The organism is Anaerohalosphaera lusitana (assembly GCF_002007645.1).
Taxonomy (GTDB): domain Bacteria; phylum Planctomycetota; class Phycisphaerae; order Sedimentisphaerales; family Anaerohalosphaeraceae; genus Anaerohalosphaera; species Anaerohalosphaera lusitana.
In genome coordinates this window covers 3,265,386-3,282,321 of the sequence record NZ_CP019791.1, presented here as the reverse complement: position 1 = coordinate 3,282,321, position 16,936 = coordinate 3,265,386, and the positions used below count along the sequence as shown (strand labels likewise).

The 16,936-nt window shown below is 50.1% G+C and carries 15 protein-coding genes and 1 tRNA gene; 7 read left to right on the top strand and 9 right to left on the bottom strand.

Annotated features, from left to right (window positions below; genetic code table 11):
* Positions 1 to 41: 41 nt before the first annotated feature.
* Positions 42 to 557 carry a cupredoxin domain-containing protein gene (locus STSP2_RS13205; protein WP_169853212.1) on the top strand — a complete coding sequence of 172 codons (516 nt, stop codon included), beginning with the start codon at positions 42 to 44 and terminating at the stop codon, positions 555 to 557.
* An 85-nt stretch (positions 558 to 642) separates the two neighbouring features.
* Positions 643 to 1,692 (top strand): NAD(P)-dependent alcohol dehydrogenase, encoded by a 1,050-nt coding sequence (locus STSP2_RS13200; protein WP_146664076.1) that lies wholly within the window; start codon positions 643 to 645, stop codon positions 1,690 to 1,692.
* Between the two features lie 59 nt (positions 1,693 to 1,751).
* Here the strand turns inward: STSP2_RS13200 and STSP2_RS13195 are convergent, their stop codons facing one another.
* Positions 1,752 to 3,008 carry a metallopeptidase domain-containing protein gene (locus STSP2_RS13195; RefSeq protein WP_146663221.1) on the bottom strand — a complete coding sequence of 419 codons (1,257 nt, stop codon included), beginning with the start codon at positions 3,006 to 3,008 and terminating at the stop codon, positions 1,752 to 1,754.
* A gap of 182 nt (positions 3,009 to 3,190) precedes the next feature.
* On the opposite strand from STSP2_RS13195, the gene surE reads away from it, so the two are divergent.
* Positions 3,191 to 3,973 (top strand): 5'/3'-nucleotidase SurE, encoded by a 783-nt coding sequence (surE, locus tag STSP2_RS13190; protein ID WP_146663220.1) that lies wholly within the window; start codon positions 3,191 to 3,193, stop codon positions 3,971 to 3,973.
* Positions 3,970 to 4,542, top strand: coding sequence for a hypothetical protein (locus STSP2_RS13185; protein WP_146663219.1), 573 nt, complete (start codon positions 3,970 to 3,972; stop codon positions 4,540 to 4,542). Before surE ends, STSP2_RS13185 begins: the two co-directional genes overlap by 4 nt.
* A 109-nt stretch (positions 4,543 to 4,651) precedes the next feature.
* On the opposite strand, the gene STSP2_RS13180 is transcribed toward STSP2_RS13185, so the two are convergent.
* From STSP2_RS13180 to STSP2_RS13160, 5 genes are all read right to left on the bottom strand, one after another.
* Positions 4,652 to 5,071 (bottom strand): response regulator transcription factor, encoded by a 420-nt coding sequence (locus STSP2_RS13180; RefSeq protein ID WP_146663218.1) that lies wholly within the window; start codon positions 5,069 to 5,071, stop codon positions 4,652 to 4,654.
* Positions 5,072 to 5,111: 40 nt separating this feature from the next.
* Positions 5,112 to 6,767: a sensor histidine kinase gene (locus STSP2_RS13175; protein ID WP_146663217.1), complete on the bottom strand. Its 1,656-nt coding sequence runs from the start codon at positions 6,765 to 6,767 to the stop codon at positions 5,112 to 5,114.
* A gap of 116 nt (positions 6,768 to 6,883) precedes the next feature.
* A protein-coding gene (locus STSP2_RS13170) for an IS3 family transposase (RefSeq protein ID WP_418202197.1) occupies positions 6,884 to 8,067 on the bottom strand; the annotation gives its coding sequence in 2 pieces (ribosomal slippage) (positions 6,884 to 7,803 and positions 7,803 to 8,067; 1,185 coding nt in all).
* Between the two features lie 176 nt (positions 8,068 to 8,243).
* The gene (locus STSP2_RS13165) at positions 8,244 to 9,128 is read right to left on the bottom strand and encodes a YihY/virulence factor BrkB family protein (RefSeq protein ID WP_146663216.1); all 885 of its coding nucleotides are present in this window, start codon (positions 9,126 to 9,128) and stop codon (positions 8,244 to 8,246) included.
* Between the two features lie 251 nt (positions 9,129 to 9,379).
* Positions 9,380 to 9,453 (bottom strand) — tRNA-Arg (locus tag STSP2_RS13160).
* A gap of 338 nt (positions 9,454 to 9,791) precedes the next feature.
* On the opposite strand from STSP2_RS13160, the gene STSP2_RS13155 reads away from it, so the two are divergent.
* Complete coding sequence (locus STSP2_RS13155) at positions 9,792 to 11,624, top strand: hypothetical protein (protein WP_205847901.1); 1,833 nt, start codon at positions 9,792 to 9,794, stop codon at positions 11,622 to 11,624.
* A 651-nt stretch (positions 11,625 to 12,275) separates the two neighbouring features.
* Positions 12,276 to 12,989 (top strand): NAD(P)H-hydrate epimerase, encoded by a 714-nt coding sequence (locus STSP2_RS13150; protein ID WP_146663215.1) that lies wholly within the window; start codon positions 12,276 to 12,278, stop codon positions 12,987 to 12,989.
* On the opposite strand, the gene STSP2_RS13145 is transcribed toward STSP2_RS13150, so the two are convergent.
* Both STSP2_RS13145 and STSP2_RS13140 read right to left on the bottom strand, forming a co-directional pair.
* Entirely contained in the window at positions 12,979 to 14,415 is a 1,437-nt protein-coding gene (locus tag STSP2_RS13145) for a BRCT domain-containing protein (RefSeq protein ID WP_146663214.1), read from the bottom strand. The genes STSP2_RS13150 and STSP2_RS13145 overlap by 11 nt on opposite strands.
* Positions 14,416 to 14,641: 226 nt before the next feature.
* Complete coding sequence (locus tag STSP2_RS13140; protein ID WP_169853211.1) at positions 14,642 to 15,334, bottom strand: HAD family hydrolase; 693 nt, start codon at positions 15,332 to 15,334, stop codon at positions 14,642 to 14,644.
* Between the two features lie 138 nt (positions 15,335 to 15,472).
* Between STSP2_RS13140 and dinB the strand changes: the two genes are divergently transcribed.
* Positions 15,473 to 16,639, top strand: a complete 1,167-nt coding sequence (gene dinB / locus STSP2_RS13135) for a DNA polymerase IV (RefSeq protein WP_169853210.1) — start codon at positions 15,473 to 15,475, stop codon at positions 16,637 to 16,639.
* Between the two features lie 13 nt (positions 16,640 to 16,652).
* Here dinB and STSP2_RS13130 read toward each other — a convergent pair whose 3' ends face one another.
* Positions 16,653 to 16,904 carry a hypothetical protein gene (locus STSP2_RS13130; protein WP_146663211.1) on the bottom strand — a complete coding sequence of 84 codons (252 nt, stop codon included), beginning with the start codon at positions 16,902 to 16,904 and terminating at the stop codon, positions 16,653 to 16,655.
* Positions 16,905 to 16,936: the final 32 nt, after the last annotated feature.

Sequence of the window (16,936 nt, the reverse complement as noted above, 5' to 3'; positions counted from 1 at the left end):
CTTACCGCCGCTTCATGCATCGCGGTAGAAAGGCATTAGATATGCGACAGGAGAATGTTGGCAAACTGGCATGGTCAGTTGTTGGATTCATACTGATGGTCATCGTGCTGTTTGCGGTTGTTCGCTACAGTGGTCAGGATGTAGTTGACCAGGGAGAGCATGCCGGGCATGAGCATGGCAGCGAAGCTGAGCAGGCAGGGCCTCAGGGTAGGGGCAGCGTAGCCGTAAACGGAGCCGCGGAAAATGGGAGTATGGAGCTATCAGGCACGGTTCAGGACGGCGTCCGGGTTGTTGAGGTCACAGCAAAGCAGTTTAGATTTGAACCGGGCCGCATCGTAGTGAAGAAGGGCGAGAACGTAAAGCTGAAGATTACAAGTGTTGATGTGACGCACGGCTTCGCACTGAATGAGTTCGGGATTGACGTAAAGCTCGAACCTGAGAAGCCGGTAGAAGTGACCCTTACAGCGAAAGAAGCTGGAACATACCCGTTTCAGTGTTCGGTCTATTGCGGCAGGGGGCACATGCAGATGGATGGAGAGCTTGTCGTGATCGAGTGAAGAAGCAATGTTTTGTAAGTGAGATACAATGGTTAGATTTTTAGCTGACTAGAGCAGAAAGGATTTCAGCATGACAGCGGAAAGCATGAAAGCTTTTGTAATGAAGAAAATAGGAAGCGTCGGCGTTGTTGACAAGGACATACCCGAGCCGGGGCCTAACGATGCGCTGATAAAGACGACTGCGGCGCTTGTATGCACTTCGGATGTTCATACGGTCAGCGGCGCGATCGGTGAAAAGACCAACCGAACGCTCGGCCATGAAGCAGTTGGCGTGATCGAGAAGCTGGGTGATGCCGTTGAAGGCTTCAGTCAAGGTCAGCGGGTCGCTGTAAATGCGATCACGCCCGACTACCGATGTGATAATTGTTTGCGCGGATACACGTCACAGTGTACGACAATGCTGGGCGGCTGGAAATTTGCGAACATGAAAGATGGAAACATGGCTGAGTATTTCCTCGTGAATGATGCACAGGCCAACCTGGCGCTGATACCGGACGAACTGACTGATGAACAGGCAGCTTACTGCTGTGATATGCTCTCTACCGGCTTCATGGGCGCCGAGCACGCAAACATACCGATAGGCGGAACGGTTGCCGTATTCGCCCAGGGTCCGGTTGGACTGATGGCAACAGCGGGCGCCCGGCTGCAGGGGGCAGGATATGTTATCGCAGTAGAATCGATCCCTGAACGGCAGGAACTTGCCAAAAAGTACGGTGCCGATGTCGTAGTAGACTACACAAGAGAGGATCCGGTTGAAAAGATCATGGAACTGACAGACGGGGCTGGAGTAGATTCGGCGATAGAGGCTCTTGGTGCGCAGGTAAGCTTCGAAGGGTGCGTTAAAGTGACCCGACCAGGCGGTACGATCAGCAACATCGGCTATCACGGCGAGGGCGATTATATTGAGTTGCCCCGTATGGCCTGGGGTGTCGGAATGAGCGACAAAACCATACGGACCGGGCTATGCCCCGGCGGTAAGGAGCGCATGGCTCGATTGATGCGTCTTATCCAGAACGGCAGGGTCGATCCAACCCTTATGACAACCCACCGATTCGGTTTTGATGAAATTGAAAAAGCATTCGAAATGATGAAAACAAAAGAGGATGGCATTATAAAACCATTGATAACGTTCTGAGTATGCGTGATCAATCAGGGCAGTTAGGCTGAATATAGGTAGTGCCTTTGAAGCTGTCGTCAGGGTTTAGGAATGATAAGTCTTATATTGGCGGTCTTGTCTTTGATGCTCAGTACCCGCATTTTGAAAGGGGCCTCAGGATTTTTGAAGATATCACCAGGCCCATAGAGAGTCTTGTTAAGGTAGTCCGGCCTTGGCTTGCGTTTTGTTTTGTCCTGGGGTATTTCGCGGAAGTAGGACTGCAGAACCGGATTCTTGTCGGGTTCGAGGCGGTAGACGAGCACGCCCGTTGCTTCGGGGAGTAGGATGTGTTTGTCAGGGCCGCCATTATTCTTTTCGCGTTCGAGAACAGGCTGATTGAGTTCGATGATCCAGGGCGAGCGAAGCTGTTCAGGTTTTGCTGGATTATCGGGGATCACCATCATAAACACGCCCTCACCCTTTGACAGGGCCGTGAGTGTCATTGTCTGCGGTTTCGACCCGGTCGATACGACGTACCGTTTGCGGCTTTTATCGAGCCAGTCAAGGCAATGAAGGTGCCATCCGCAAAAGCCGGCCGCGTCATATGCACCGCCCATCATGTCCCATGAGTTGAAACCTCGTGTGCCGTTATAGAGGTCCGGTAGCCCCAGGAAGTGTCCTATCTCATGTATGACAACGCCTTCATTTCGCAGATAAGCGTAACGATCTGAATCATCGAGATAAATGCCGCCGCCGAGATGCAGAAACCTGGCATTAGGGGCATTGACCTTGAGGGCATGTATAGCACCGCCGCCCATAAATACTTTGCTGGAGTTTGGAGGATTAATGATTATCGGCAGTCGTGTGTCGGTGTGCTCATAACCTGCGGCCAGCAGTGTGTCCGTAACATCTGCGATCCATTCCGGCCAGTTCCAGCTTTTTGGTTTGCCCGGTAGCGGCTTCAGGTAGTATTCCTGTGTTTTGGGCAGTCGCAGCCAGTCAGGATGTACGACATAGCGAAACCGTATCTTACCGTGCGAATAATAATCGAACCAGCTCTGTATGCCGTTCTCGCCAGTGCCGAAGATGTAGTTGCGGGTTGTATTTTCGAAGTACTGGCGTGTTGCCAGATTGGGATCGCCCGGTGCATCCGAGGTGTCGCAGAAGAATATGTGGGCTTCCACGGTGCGTCCGTTCGGACACTTCATCGTCGCAGCTGGAGTACTCTGGACCCGCTGGCTGGTTACAACCGGCGGTATGGTCTCTCTGACAATCAGTTGTTCGCCCCGGATCGGACCGGCCGAGATCAGAAGTAGATTGAATACAAATAATATTATACTGCTCGCCTGATACAATGTGAGTTCCTTTCCGCTACGCGTCTAAATAGGATGAATATTTTAGCAGAAGTGATTGTTACGGGCAAAGCAAATTCGCATTCGGCTCAAAGCCGGGACTTGTGATTCCAGCCTGATATGGTAGGATATTGGCGACTGGGCTGAATAACAGAGTTCTGTTTTGCTTCTGGAGTGGTTCTTATATGACAGCTTTGAGGAAAAAGAAGAAAATGCATATTCTGCTGACTAATGATGATGGGATATTTTCCCCTGGTTTGTTTGCGATATACAAGCGTTTGTGTGAAATTGCTGAAGTAACAGTCGTTGCACCTGCCGAGGTGATGAGCGGAGCAAGTCACAGCATCAGTCTGATCCCCCTGACATGTGACAAGGTCGAGCTCACCGGCAAGTTCAGCGGATACAGCATCGAAGGCTCGCCTGCCGATTGCGTGAAACTGGGTATGACCGAGATCATCAAAGATAAGGTGGACCTCGTTGTTTCAGGGATCAATTACGGTGCGAACGTGGGTATACACGTGCATTACAGCGGTACGGTCGCTGCTGCTATGGAAGGGGCCTTCTTCGGTGCCCCGGCAATCGCACTCAGTGCCGCATATGAGGAAGATATGGATATGGACAAAATATCCGAATACTGTGCCTCTGTTGTCAAAAAGCTCCTGCCTTTACGCCCGGGCGATGTTATGAACGTAAACATACCAAGGCTCTCGAAGGGGCAGCCGAAGGGGCTGGTTGTCGTCCCTCATTCTACGAGCGGATATGAAGAAACCTATGCAGCAGAACAAGATTCCAGGGGCCGAGTAAAATACCGCATAACCGGCGGACCTGCAAGGAAAGAGGATCTTGTGACGGATGTAACTTCGTTGAGCAAGGGATACATTACAGTAACGGCACTGCATTTCAACATGACCGACGAGGTGCGAAATGCTGATCTGAAAGAGATTGAGACACACAAGGAGATTGAATGATGCTGAATCCAGTGGAGACACCTTGGCTGGCAGTTGGTATCGCGTTTGCGGTTTGGGTGATCATTGTCTCACGATCCGTTTTCGGTGGCATGGAAAAGCGGTGGTGGCATTATGTTGTTGTCCTCGCGATCGTCGCTGCAGGCATCGGTGTGGATTATCTGCTGGACAGTGATATGGAGGCCATAAACAAGCAGTTAGAGGCTGGTCGGACCGCTGTGATCGAGAGCAGGCCGGGTGACATTGCGGACCTGCTGGCGAGAGACTATTCAGATGCGGTGCATGGTTCCAAAGCCGAGTTTATGGCCCGGTGCCGGAGTGTCCTGGATCGGCGGGCGGTGGAAGATATCGACTTTGGCAAAAAGGTGATCGAACTGGATGGCAGGCATGCGACGGTCGAGCTCGGGGTATTCGGCAAGCCGGCCAAAGGGACAGGTTATGCGGATATTGCGCCAGTGTTCCGTGTAGAGATGGAACTGGAACTGGCAAAGAATGGCGGCGAATGGCTCATCGAGAGGGCGGAATTGGTGAAGGTAAACGGCCAGAGTGTTAGCTGGACGCGATTAAGATAGAAGCTGTCCCGCAAAAGCGAAACAGCTTCTTGTGTTGGCTATATGATTGTCCGGAAGATCCGTAATCCTGCCATGGCAGTATGGCGATCTGCCTTAGCGCAAATCCCTCTTATTTGAGCACGGCCTTTTTGTGTTCGACGAGGCGCTCTATCTTTTCCAGCAGTTCACTCAGGTCGAACGGTTTTACTATATAGTCCTCGATGCCGCACGCATTGGCCCGGGCAATATCCTGCGTCTGGCTGCGGGCGGTGAGCATGATTACAGAAATGTCCTCGCAGTCAGGCTGTTTGCGAAGGGCTTCGAGCATCTCATGCCCGTCCATTATGGGCATGATGACGTCAAGAAGTATAATGTCAGGCTTTTCCGCTGTCGCTGTGTCCAGACCTTCCTTGCCGTTTTCGGCTGTCAGTACAGCGTACTCATTCATTTCCAGTCGGTCCTTCAGCGTCTGGACGATATTCGGCTCGTCGTCAACGATAAGGATTTTTGTCTTTTTAGCTTTCTTGTTTCCAAACAGGAACTCAAACATACTAAATCTCCCGTGTTAAATATTGAAACTATCGCCATATTTATTCTTTAAGGTTTTCCCTAACGGCTTCTTCGAGCTTATCGATCCTTGTTGCATTGCCAGGGTAACGACCTACACCCACCATCGGCATATGAGGGAGGGCACCAAAGCTATTATTCATCTGTTCGTGCAGAATTTTTCTGATTTTATCATGCTTTTTACGTGCTGCAGACCTCTTGTCACAGAAGAGGATCAAAACTTCACCTTTGCTTGTTTCAAGGATGTGATCTTCTTCCGACAATACTGCATCAACAGCACCAGGCAGATCGATCATCCTCTCTGTGATTTGTTCATTGGCTTCATCAGGCGCTGTAACGAGCATGAGCGTCGCCGTTTCACCTGTATGGGTTACCTGTTCCTCAAGTTGTGAAAGCCGTTTTTTAAGCAGTTGGGCGGGATCGGTCCTGGGCATGGTTAAGAAAAAAGTGGATCCCTGCTTTTCGGTGCTCTCAAGAGAAATAGCTCCGCCGTGCGCTTCGACAATGCCTTTACTGAGAGGCAGACCCAGTCCAGCACCCTTGTAACCAGCACCTGCCTGACGCCCGATCTGATAGAACTTTTCAAATATGCGAGGCTGCAGAGATTTAGGTATGCCGATTCCTGTGTCTTTAATTGCGATCGTAAGATTATCGGTCGTTTCAGATACTTCCACTGTGACCCTGCCCTCAGCCGGAGTGAACTTTATCGCGTTGTCCAGTATATTGCTCAACGACTGCGGCAGACGCTGAGGGTCCGCGTAGATGCTCGAACAGGGCGGGCAAGTTGTGAATTCAAGGTTAATGTTTTTTTCGTCTGCCAGGTGACGCATACGTTCCGTGGTTTGCCGGATAAGACTGGCAAGGCGAACTGGTTCTCGATTGAGGGGCATTACGCCTGTTTCAAGTTTGGAAACATCCAGCAGGTCACTTACGAGATTGGAAAAGCGATGACAGTCACTGCGAACCTTTTCAAGATATGTCCGTGTTTTAGGATTCACCTTGCCGGTGACGCCCGCAAGTATGTTCGACACTGCGTTTCGGATGCACGTGACCGGAGTGCGAAGCTCGTGGCTTATCGCAGCGATAAAATCGCTCTTGGCCTTTTTACCGGCGATCTTTTCAGTGCGATCCTCAATGATGAAAACAGATTTCTTCTGTGAGGAATCGATCGTGTGATGCTGAATATTGAGATATTTCCCGGAAGGGCGTTTGAGCTCTATCTGCTCTGTCTGTTCAGTTTCGAGCATCTCCGTAAGGCCCAGCTCGCTTATTATCTTCGTTATCTCTGCGAGCTCAATTCCCTCTGAATCAGTCAATATCAAAGCCGCTTTTTTATTAACATATGTTGGTTTGCCCGCTTCCAGGATAATGACTCCGTCCGAAACATAGTCGAAAATGGTAGTCTCTACCGTGTCGTTCGATGACAAAGCGGGGTCGTTGAATTTAGGATCAAGTCTTTGACGCAGTGAATCGAGTTTTGCTGAGGTGGTGTCCAGTTTTTCCAGAAGCTGGTCGAGTGTCTGATCTGCCTGTCTGCAATTTGGCAGGTCCTGCAGACACTGGAGCATTTCCAACTGAGACGTTTCAAAATCCTCAAGCTGTCCGATCAGTTCACCCACAGCGGTTGAAGACTGATCCGGAACTGATTTGTTCGTGCTATTGTCTAAACTGTCCATCATTGTCCCTCTTGCGAATTCTCATAGCATTCTTTACTCGCTACATATCGGCTGGTTTAGCTGCTTGTTTTAGCCTAAAGTCTGAGTTGTTTGGCATGTAAACGTGACCTGCCCCCGAATTATGTACCAGCTACTGTTAGAGAGTTGTCCTTCTCATCTGTCGTATATTGCTGTAGCTGAGCCGTAGGCGAAGCGGAAGCAATGCACGTGGCGGCGAACTCGGCCGGGGTCGCGTAGTCCAGCCCGCTGTGCGGCCGATGGTTATTATATTCCATCCGCCACTGTTCGACAATCACTTTCGCTTCCTTAACCGAATAAAACAGCTCACGATTGAGCACCTCATCTCTGAACTTGCCGTTGAACGATTCGATGAAGCCATTTTCCCACGGCTGACCCTTCTCGATATAAAGCGTTTCGACGTTCTTTTTGCCGAGCTTCTTCTTGATCGCACTAGCCACAAATTCCGGCCCGTTGTCGCTACGTATAAACCCAGGCACGCCTCGGACCGCAAACAGGTATTCCAGCGTTTCAACCACATCGCCCGACTTGATCGACCTGCCTACTTCTATCGTAAGCGACTCACGCGTGAACTCATCGAGCACCGTGAGAAACTTCAGACTGCGACCGTCCTCGCTCTGGTCGCTGACGAAATCATACGTCCAGACATGGTCCTTGTAGTCGGCTTTTTGCACGCTGCAGCTGTTGTCGCTGTTGCCTTTCGTTTTTCGTCCTTTGCGTCTGTGAGGCACCTGTAATGCTTCCTTTCGCCATATTCGTTGAACTCGTTTATGATTTACACGCCAGCCATGCTGACGAAGCTTGGCCGTTATAAACCTGTAGCCGTAGCTTTGGTGTTCCTTTGCCAGCTCGATTATCTTGCTGGTCAGTGCCGTGTTCGTTGGCTGCTGCTGAGGTTTATACCGCTGGCTGGCTCGCGGCTGACCTATCACCTTGCATGCCCGACGCTCGGATACGGCCAGACTCTTTTGAACATGCCTGGCCGCTTTGCGTCTCCGGGCCGGGCTCAGTAATTTCCCGAAAGCGCCTCTTTGAGTATGGCGTTGTCCAGTGCCTGGTCGGCAACGAGCTTTTTGAGCTGGGCGTTCTCTTTTTGCAGGGCCTTGAGCTGCTTGACCTGGTCGAGCTTCATGCGGCCGTATTGCTTGCGCCAGTTGTAGTAGGTCGCCTCGCTGATGCCCAGCTCACGGCAGGCCTGCTGGACCGTACCGCCGGAGCCGATTACAGCATCCGCCTGGCGGAGCATCTTGACAATCTGTTCGGGACTGTGATTCTTGCGTTTCATAAGAGCATCCTTTCCATAAAAACTAACAAATTATAACGGATACTCTCTAATCAGCAACGGTACAGTTTTTCGGGGTCAAGCCAAACGCTTTTGAGCTAGATAATTAGCGTGAAAGGAGCTGTTCTGGAGTGTATCTGAGCTTTGGGTCAAACAGTGTTATAGGACCTGGCTGTGTCTTATTTCAGGGCATCTCGAATGCGTTTCTTCTGATCTTCATGGTTTTTTGTGTACTCTGCGTAGTCTGCAGGCTCGATCTCTTCCCCGAAACCGGTCGCATAGACATGGGTGATCTCTGCCCCAAGAAAAAAGATGAGCGAGGAATAGTAAACCCAAAGCAGAAGTACGAACAGAGAGCCTGCTGCTCCATACGCTGACCCTGCAGTGGTATGTGAAAAATAGTAGAGCAGGGCGTACCGGCCTATAGCAAATAATGCTGCAGTTGAAAACGCCGCTACTGAAACATTCTTCCAACTGATCTTGACATCCGGCAGAAACTTGAAGATCAGCGCAAAAAGTAAAACAAAAACCAGAAGTGTCGCAGCGAAGTCAACTATTTCAGTCAAACCCGTCAATATTATGGTCAGGACAGTACTGACAACTATCGAGAGCAGTATTACTGTCCCTATTCCAAGTACCATGCCCAGGGACATAAGACGCTTTCTGATCCATCCCCAAATCCTGCTTTGCGGCTGGGCTCTAACACCCCATATCCTGTTAATGGATTTTTGCAGTTGAACAAAGACCGCGGTAGCTGAAAAAAACAGCAAACCGGTGCTCAGAATTACTGATATCTTTCCGGCAAGCTGTCTTTCGGATGCATTTTTTATGACGACTTCCAGAGCTTTCGCAACCTGGGGCCCGACCTGATCATTGATCGATTCTATCAGCTCCTGCTGAGCCTGAGGGCTGATGAAACCTGCGATTGCAAGCAGTATCGTGAGTATCGGTGCCAGCGAAAGCGTAGTGAAGAATGCAAGCCCGGCTCCGCGTACGATCGCTTCGTCTTCGAGAAAGTTCGTTATGACGATCTTCGCAAATTTGAACGGCGTTGTGTAATTCATTTCACACTCTGATCCCCAATCAATTCTCGTACATTTACATAGTAAGGGATGAGTGCCTGAAGGACAGGAGAGTTTTGCTTATTCTTGACAAGACTTTTACTTAAAACGGTTCAAAAACTAGGCAAATTATGATTTGCGAGCCCGGGCCATGGAAGGTCGTGGACCTGATTCATGTCATGCGGGAGCTATTGATTTCATTAAAAAAGCCCTAAGTCCCTTAAATACCAAGGACTTAGAGCCGATTCAACCAACGCGCCCGGGAGGACTCGAACCCCCGACCTACGGATTAGAAATCCGTTGCTCTATCCACCTGAGCTACGAGCGCTTCGTTTGATAAAGCTATGAAATATAAGGTCTTCTGAGAGGTTGTGTCAAGATGATTACCTCGAAAATGTCTTAAAAAACAGCTTTTGCGTCAGTCGCTTTTTCGAGTCTTCGAGGACTTTGTCCATTACTTTGCTTGCTGTGCCCAGAAGTCAATGTCGACCGTCTCAGATCGTCCGGGTGCGGTTTTTTTCTTAAAAAGGGCTGTGAAGGAGCTCGCCGACGGACGGAAACGCCCGCCAGGTACATCTCCAAGTGCTTCTTCCACGCCTGCTTCGCGTCGGCGGTATCGTCCGATGACTCATTAGTGCTGACTACGTAGTGATTGACGTGGGATAATTGATTAGTTATTTTGGTTTTCGCCTCATTCGTTTAACATGGTTACTCTGCTTTCGCAAGATCCTCTTTGGATGGTTATCTGGGGGGCTCTTGTTGGTTTTTGGGACTTATGCAACGTTATTTGCCATTGATACATTAACAGATTGGCAGTATGCTCATTGTGATAGTTTCAATACACTACATTATGTTCCGAGATCTGTTATGAAAAAAAGTTGGTGTTCGTTTTCGATCGTATGTTTGGCTCTTTTGATTGTTTTCACGTCTGGTGTGTTTGGTGACGCCGAAAAAGGCGAGATGGCCGGGTACTTGGGTGCGCCTAATGAGAATGTTGATCAGTCTTACGGGGGCGGGTTTTCGATGTATGTCGCTGCCTGGCCGCTGCTGAAGGAATATCCTGGTCGGCGATTCCAAACGGGTCTGTTCGGTACGTGGATGCATCCAAAGCATGAAAAGAAGCCGGGAGAGAAATTCTATACAGACATTGAAGGAGGCCTGGGATGGTGGCGTAATACGCATTTTGCCACGGAAACACCTAAGTTCATTATGGGCGGCGTTGAGCTGAATTTTACCAGTTGGGCTAACGGTCCAGGTTCAGGTAAAGGAAGGAGCTGGGAAAAGCCGCAAGGCAAATATGCTGTCGCGCAGCTTAGCCCCTGGGTTCTGTGGCCGCCGGATGGTCTCAATGTCAAGCAGGGTACATGCGGTCAGCTCTGGGGATATGGTTATTTGCCGCTGCCGCTGACAGAGCCTAAGGAAAAGACAGCGGGAAAAGATGTTCCCACAGGAAATAACTGCTGGACGCTGTTTTTGAACACCGGAAACTTTAAAGGGCCGGTTACCTTTTTTACTCCATATTACTGGTCCCGGATAACAACCGAAAAACCCGAGCTTGCAGGGATGTTTCTTGATTCCAAGCCTTCTAACCCGAACAGGGCTCTACAGATGGAAACCCAGTATGTTCCGGCGGCTATTGGCAAGGACAAAAACGGCGATGCTTATGCCAGGGTAGCACCGACATCGTTTCCAAATAACAACAGTGGCGAATCAATAATCGTACACAAGGTTTTGTCATATAGCAAGAATGCACTATGGAATTCTGTAGAGGAGTGGTTTAAAGGCGGGCCCGTCGCCAGCGGTAAAATTGACACTAAAGCTGCCGGTTTGCATGAGTTTCCAGGTCGCGGATGGGCGACCTGGAGGATATATCCGCCGAATACGCCAAGGGACGAAAAGGTGAGACTTACCTGGGATTCTTTTGCAACTCCGTTTGCGCCGGATCCGAGCAGCTTCGGATTTAAGTGGAACGAGGAAATGGTAACCAAAAAAGAGACAAAAAATGGTAAGCTTATTACGCTTCCTCAGTACTATAAGCTTGGCAAGGATGGGAAGGGCAATCCAGTGTGGAGGGTCGTAGATCCTAAAAAGGTACCCCAGGAGACAGGGCTTGCAGGTGCGGACTTCAGCAGAGCTGAAAGCCGTCCATCACAATCGATGGTTACACCGGAAGATCCGGACAGTTGCTGGAAGAGGCCAGGGCCGGCTGCGGGGCCTTTCTATGCGTATCCCGGTGATGGCTCGAAAGTAACTTATTACTGGTACCGGTTTGCTGACCAGCCGGCGATTCTCAATGCCGATTTGACGGATGTGGAACGCGAGGACCTGCAGAAGCGTGTTGAAAAGCTGCACCGCAACTGGACAAAAGATAAGCAGTACCTGCCTGAACCGGATTTCGGTGAACTTGCAGATATGGACCCGGCATTGATAATGACTCCGCCGATTGGCATGGAAGCCGGTTATGTGCCGATTGCTACCAAACAAGAATCCATAAAGTAGAAACAGAGTGAATCGGGAGTGTTCATTTAGCCGCGTAAATGAACACTCCTATCCTTTGGGCGCAACAAAAGGGCCTTTGCGTTACTGATTCTTTTATTAACATTGTTATATTTCCTGATTGATTTTATTGCCGTTAATCTGTCAGACCTTTGTCTCTGATGCTCAAAGAAATTAACAGAAAGTCCTTCCCTGAGCGCATCTCGGGCCGTTTTTCCCAAAAAGTCTTTATCCCGCCCTCAGAGACACGTCTGCGGTTATCAGCTGGTCGGAGTCACCTGGCCGATACGAACCCGCGACAGGCACTTCGGATAGCATGGATGTTCCGCCGCAATCTCGGTGCAGTCAAAGTCTGGGCGGATACGGTTCTATGATCGAAATTACAACAATGTATATCCGGGCGGGCCTGTGTTGTCTGGTAGTGTTAATAATCTTTGGGAAACGCCACCTACAATTGACGAGAACGCACGATCGGTATCAGTCACTATGGTATCGAGATGCAGGAGATTATTATTCACAAAAAAGCAGTTGAATTTTGCATGTTTTGGATAATACTATGATTGGTCAGCGGTTAATTCTCTCTGCCGTTTATGGGTAGATCTTGCGGGTATGCAGGTTCCCTTCGAATATGAATTGCTTTAAAGTGAGGTGGCAATGGCAAAGGTTTTCAACGTCAGAAAATATTCCCCCGGAGATAGTGTTTTATCGCGAGAAGAAGTTCGCAAATTTGACGAATGGGCGATCGAGCAAATAGGTGTGCCCAGTTGCGTTCTAATGGAAAACGCAGGCAGGGGATGTGCGGAAGTGATACTGGAGCATCTTGGTGATGTTGAAAACCCGAAAGTTTGTATCTTCGCGGGAATCGGCAACAACGGCGGAGACGGTTTTGTGATCGCAAGGCATCTTGCAGACGCAGGTTGTGACGTGAAAGTTGTGACATGCGGGGATCAGAGCAAGATAAAAGGTGATGCCAAAACTAACCTGGATATAGTATGCAAGATGGAGATCGGCGTATTCCAGCTTGATATGGGCCTCTACGGCCTCGACAAGCGGGTCGAGCATTTTGCAAAAGACAGTGACATTATTGTGGACGCTTTGTTCGGGACAGGGCTGAAGGGCGCATTGAGAGGCAACTACCCGGAATTGATCGATGACATAAATAAGTTAGGCAAGAGTGTTGTCGCAGTGGACATACCCTCTGGGTTGAATTGCAACAAGGGCGTCCCGACAGAAAAACAGCTCGCCATCAAAGCGAATTTTACCGTTACGTTTGCAGCAGCAAAACGCGGTTTCACTTCGACGGCGAGCCGTGAATATACGGGCGACGTTTATGTCGCCGGCATAGGGATCGAGCCGGTCAGGATGTAGGCTCTGACTGCTTAGCGGTTGTTTCATACCCTGTAAGCAGCAGGAAACGCTTAAGGTTGAACTTCGGTACTGCAAGCGTCTCAGCTTTTTCAATAGCTTTGTAGTACGCATCGACACGATCAAGCTGCGCCTGGTATTTATCTTCGGCGTCCGGATCGATTGCCATCTCCGAAGCCGTGGGTTCAGCCATTACCTCGGGCTCGGTGCCCATCACCAGGAAGTCAGTATTGATATCCACAGTTTCTTTGATCTTGCCGCCCCAGCGTTCGATAAGCTGTTCGACCTTTTCTTTGCCGTCACGGTCTACAAGGCCGTCACGGTCGAAATCGAAAGAGCCCACCACTACGAAGTCGTTGCTGGTCTCTTCGTCCCAGATCAGATTGACTGCCTTGTCGCCTTCGACTATCTGATTCTTCTTGCTGGATGAAACGATCCTGGCGGATGAAACCTTCTCATCAACGCGGAAAACCTCAACCTCTGCCTTGCCCTCACCATCTTCAGGTACGGGAGCGCTTCTATCATAGATAGAGAAGGTCAGACCCCGGTAGACGTGCTGGTCCGATCCAATGTTCAGGTATACCACATCGGTCTGCAGATCAACAGCCACAACTTCCGCATCAGGCTGGTAAGCTGCAACTTCAATGTCGGGTCTTGGCTTGATCTCTTCAAGTTTCGCAAGCGCATCGCTTAGTTCCTGCTTTGTTTCCTGCAGGTTTTCCTCGGTGTTCTCAAGTTCTACGAGCAGCTCCTCGCGTGCATTCTCAGTCTTTTCGTAACGGTCCTTCCAAATCTGGACCTGCTGATCAGCGGACTGCTGCATCTGCTGATTGAGTTCGTCATATTTTTCCTGGATCTCCTGGGCCTGCGCCTGGTACTGCTCTTTGTCGGTTATGATCTCTTCTTTGGTCTGTTCCCAGGCCTGCTGGTCAATGGCGTATTTCTGTTGAAGTTTGTCGAGCTGTTGACGGAGGTTTTCCTGCTGCTGCCTCTGGGCATCCAGGCTGTTCTTGAGTTGTACGAGTGTCTGCAGCAAATCCACGCCTTCAGGACCATATGCTGCGGCAAATTCATCACCCAGAGCCTCAAGTGTCTGATTGATCTCCTTTTTGGTGTCATTGACCTTTACACGTGCCGAAGTGTCGATCTTCTCGCCTGTTACGACAGTGACCATTTGATCGAGATAATCCTGCATCGCGCCGATATAAGTTTCGCCGGACTTGATGTCGCCGACAGTCCGGCTGAGCTGACGGAACTGCGAGTCGGTGGCGAGCTGGTCGGCCTTTTCGATATTCTTCTGGCTGATCATCTTTTCGTCCTCATATTTGAGGTAGAAGATGACCGCGACGACAGTAGCGATAATGAAAAGCGAGACAAAGGTGATTACTGTATATAGCATGGCGTTGCTTTGAGAGGATCTACCTGCCATAGAAAACTACTCCTTTTAAAGATACATAATCAGTCCACAAAATAGCTGCGAAGGGGCAGCTAGGTATTAAAGTCCTGTAGTATGTCCGCAGAGACGGTTTTAGTCAACAAAAAAACACTGTTCGTGACCTTAGGCTTGCAAAGTTCATACTGCAGCGTCTTGATAGATAAGCCAGAGGGTCACAAATTGTTCGATCCAGGCGGATAAATGTCTTTGTTGCAGTTGTTTACAGTTTTTCCAACAGGCCGGGCAGGTCCTTGATATCAGTGATCGTATGATCCGGGGCTGCTTCCGGAGAGGCTGGTTCGCCATGGTGGACACCGTTAGGACGGATCAGGCGAATAGAGGACATACCCAGCTTATTTGGAGCAATGAAGTCTTTAGCCACGTTGTCAGCGAAATAAACAGCGTTACAAGGCTCTACAGCCAACTTTTTGAGTATCTTCTCGAAACCAGCCGGGTGCGGTTTCCAGTATTCTCGCCCCATTTCCTCTGTGAAAACGATGCACTTGAAGTATTTTTCAATATCCAATGCTTTAACTTTGAGCCTCTGAGCGGGCAAAAATCCGTCTGTTAAAAGCGCCAGATCGTACTGCTGTGACAGCGTATCAAGTGTCATTTTGCTGTCATAAGGCAGGTTTATCCGGGGTTTATGTTCGCGATATGCGGTGATAAGTCGCTTGATCAGGTCCATATCATAGGGCAAATCGAATTTGTCCAGGGCTGCGTTGAATGTACGTGTAGTGTTGCCGGCTGTGAACTGGTGCCACAATTCATCTGCAATTGCCTGAACACTGACCGAATCAGGCAAATGTGACTTCTTGCTAAGGTAGCGGGCGGCGGCATTGAACCCGCTCCGGCAGTAATCTACCTCGTCGTAGAGCGTGTCGTCCATGTCAAAAATGACGAGTTTTACCACGTTTTGCTGTCCTTTCTTCCGGTTTTGCTTAGTTTTGTACAGTTTTGCCTGGTTTTTTCTATGCCCAAGAGCTGGTGCATTATAATAATTACGTGCGGATTTACAAACGCCCGGTTTAATTTGGATGTGTTTTTTAGGATGGCCAAGCGGAAACGAAACATAATTCATGTGGACATGGATGCATTTTTTGCGTCCGTGGAGATACATGACAAGCCCGAACTGGCGGGTAAATGCGTGATCGTGGGCGGCAGTGCGGAAGGGCGGGGCGTGGTGTCCGCTGCATCGTATGAGGCAAGAAAGTACGGAGTCCATTCTGCCATGCCGACTGCACAGGCGAAAAGGTTGTGCCCGAATGGGATATTTCTGCCCGTGCGAATGGGGCGGTACAAGGAGTTTTCACTGGCAATAAGGGAGATTTTTTTCAGGTTCACGCCCCTGGTGGAACCGCTGTCGGTGGACGAGGCATTCCTGGATGTGACGGATTCTAAGAGGATCTGGGGTTCCGCCGAGCAAATAGGCCGGCTGATAAAGAAGACTATCCATGAGGAAACAGGCCTGGTGGCATCTGTGGGCATTGCTCCGAACAAGTTTCTTGCAAAACTTGCCTCCGATCTCGATAAGCCTGACGGTTTTTTTGTTATAACGGAGGAGAACAAACTGGATGTTCTGCGCGGGCTCGATATAGGGCGAATGTGGGGCGTAGGTAAGGTTACCGGCAAAAAGCTGCAGGATCAAGGAATCAGAACCTTTGGAGACCTGCAGGACAGGGATGTGGAGAGTTTGCGGTATCTGCTGGGTAATGCGGCTGAGGACCTCAAAAAACTCAGCATGGGCGAGGATGAACGGGAAGTGGAAATCAGTTCTCAGGCTAAGAGCATTTCCCAGGAAGAGACGTTCGAGACGGATGTAGGGGATAAGGATGTTCTGGCGGAGGTGCTGCTGGGGCAGGTTGAGAAGGTTGCGATGCGGCTGCGGGATGCCGGCCTGCGTGCCGGCGGAGTGACGCTGAAGTTCCGTTACGGCAATTTTAAGACGATCACGAGGTCACATAAACTCGGCAGACCGACGCATTCGACGAGTACGCTTTTTGCAGTCGGGCGGGAGGTTTTTGAGAAGTGGTGGCGGAGCAGCGGCGGACCCTTACGACTTCTTGGGTTCGGCGTGGACAGGCTCAGCGAAGAGCGGAGCGGTCAGTTGGAGCTGTTCGAGGAAAATGAGGACGGCAAGCAGGACAAGGTCGACAAGGCGGTGGACGAGATCAAGAAAAAGTTTGGAAACGGGGTGATCAAGCGGGGCGGAGCTTGAGGGGGTTGCCCGCTTATATTATCAGACCAAGAAACAGCATGGCCATTGCGATGATGGCCGCGGTATAGGTGCTGCGGGTCCACTTTCGGTAGCGTGCCAGATCGGGATTCATGTGCTCGACCTCAAAGTAGTATGCATCCATTTCCTCGGGCGGGGGCTTGAGTTTTATACGCGCGTAAGCGTGCAGTATCGCGGCAATGATAAAAAGCGGTCCCGCCGTGAGTATCAGTATCAGCTTCAGGATGAATATGACCTGCGGATTCATTTCTTCTTTCTTCTTTGTTACTGTTTCGGGGG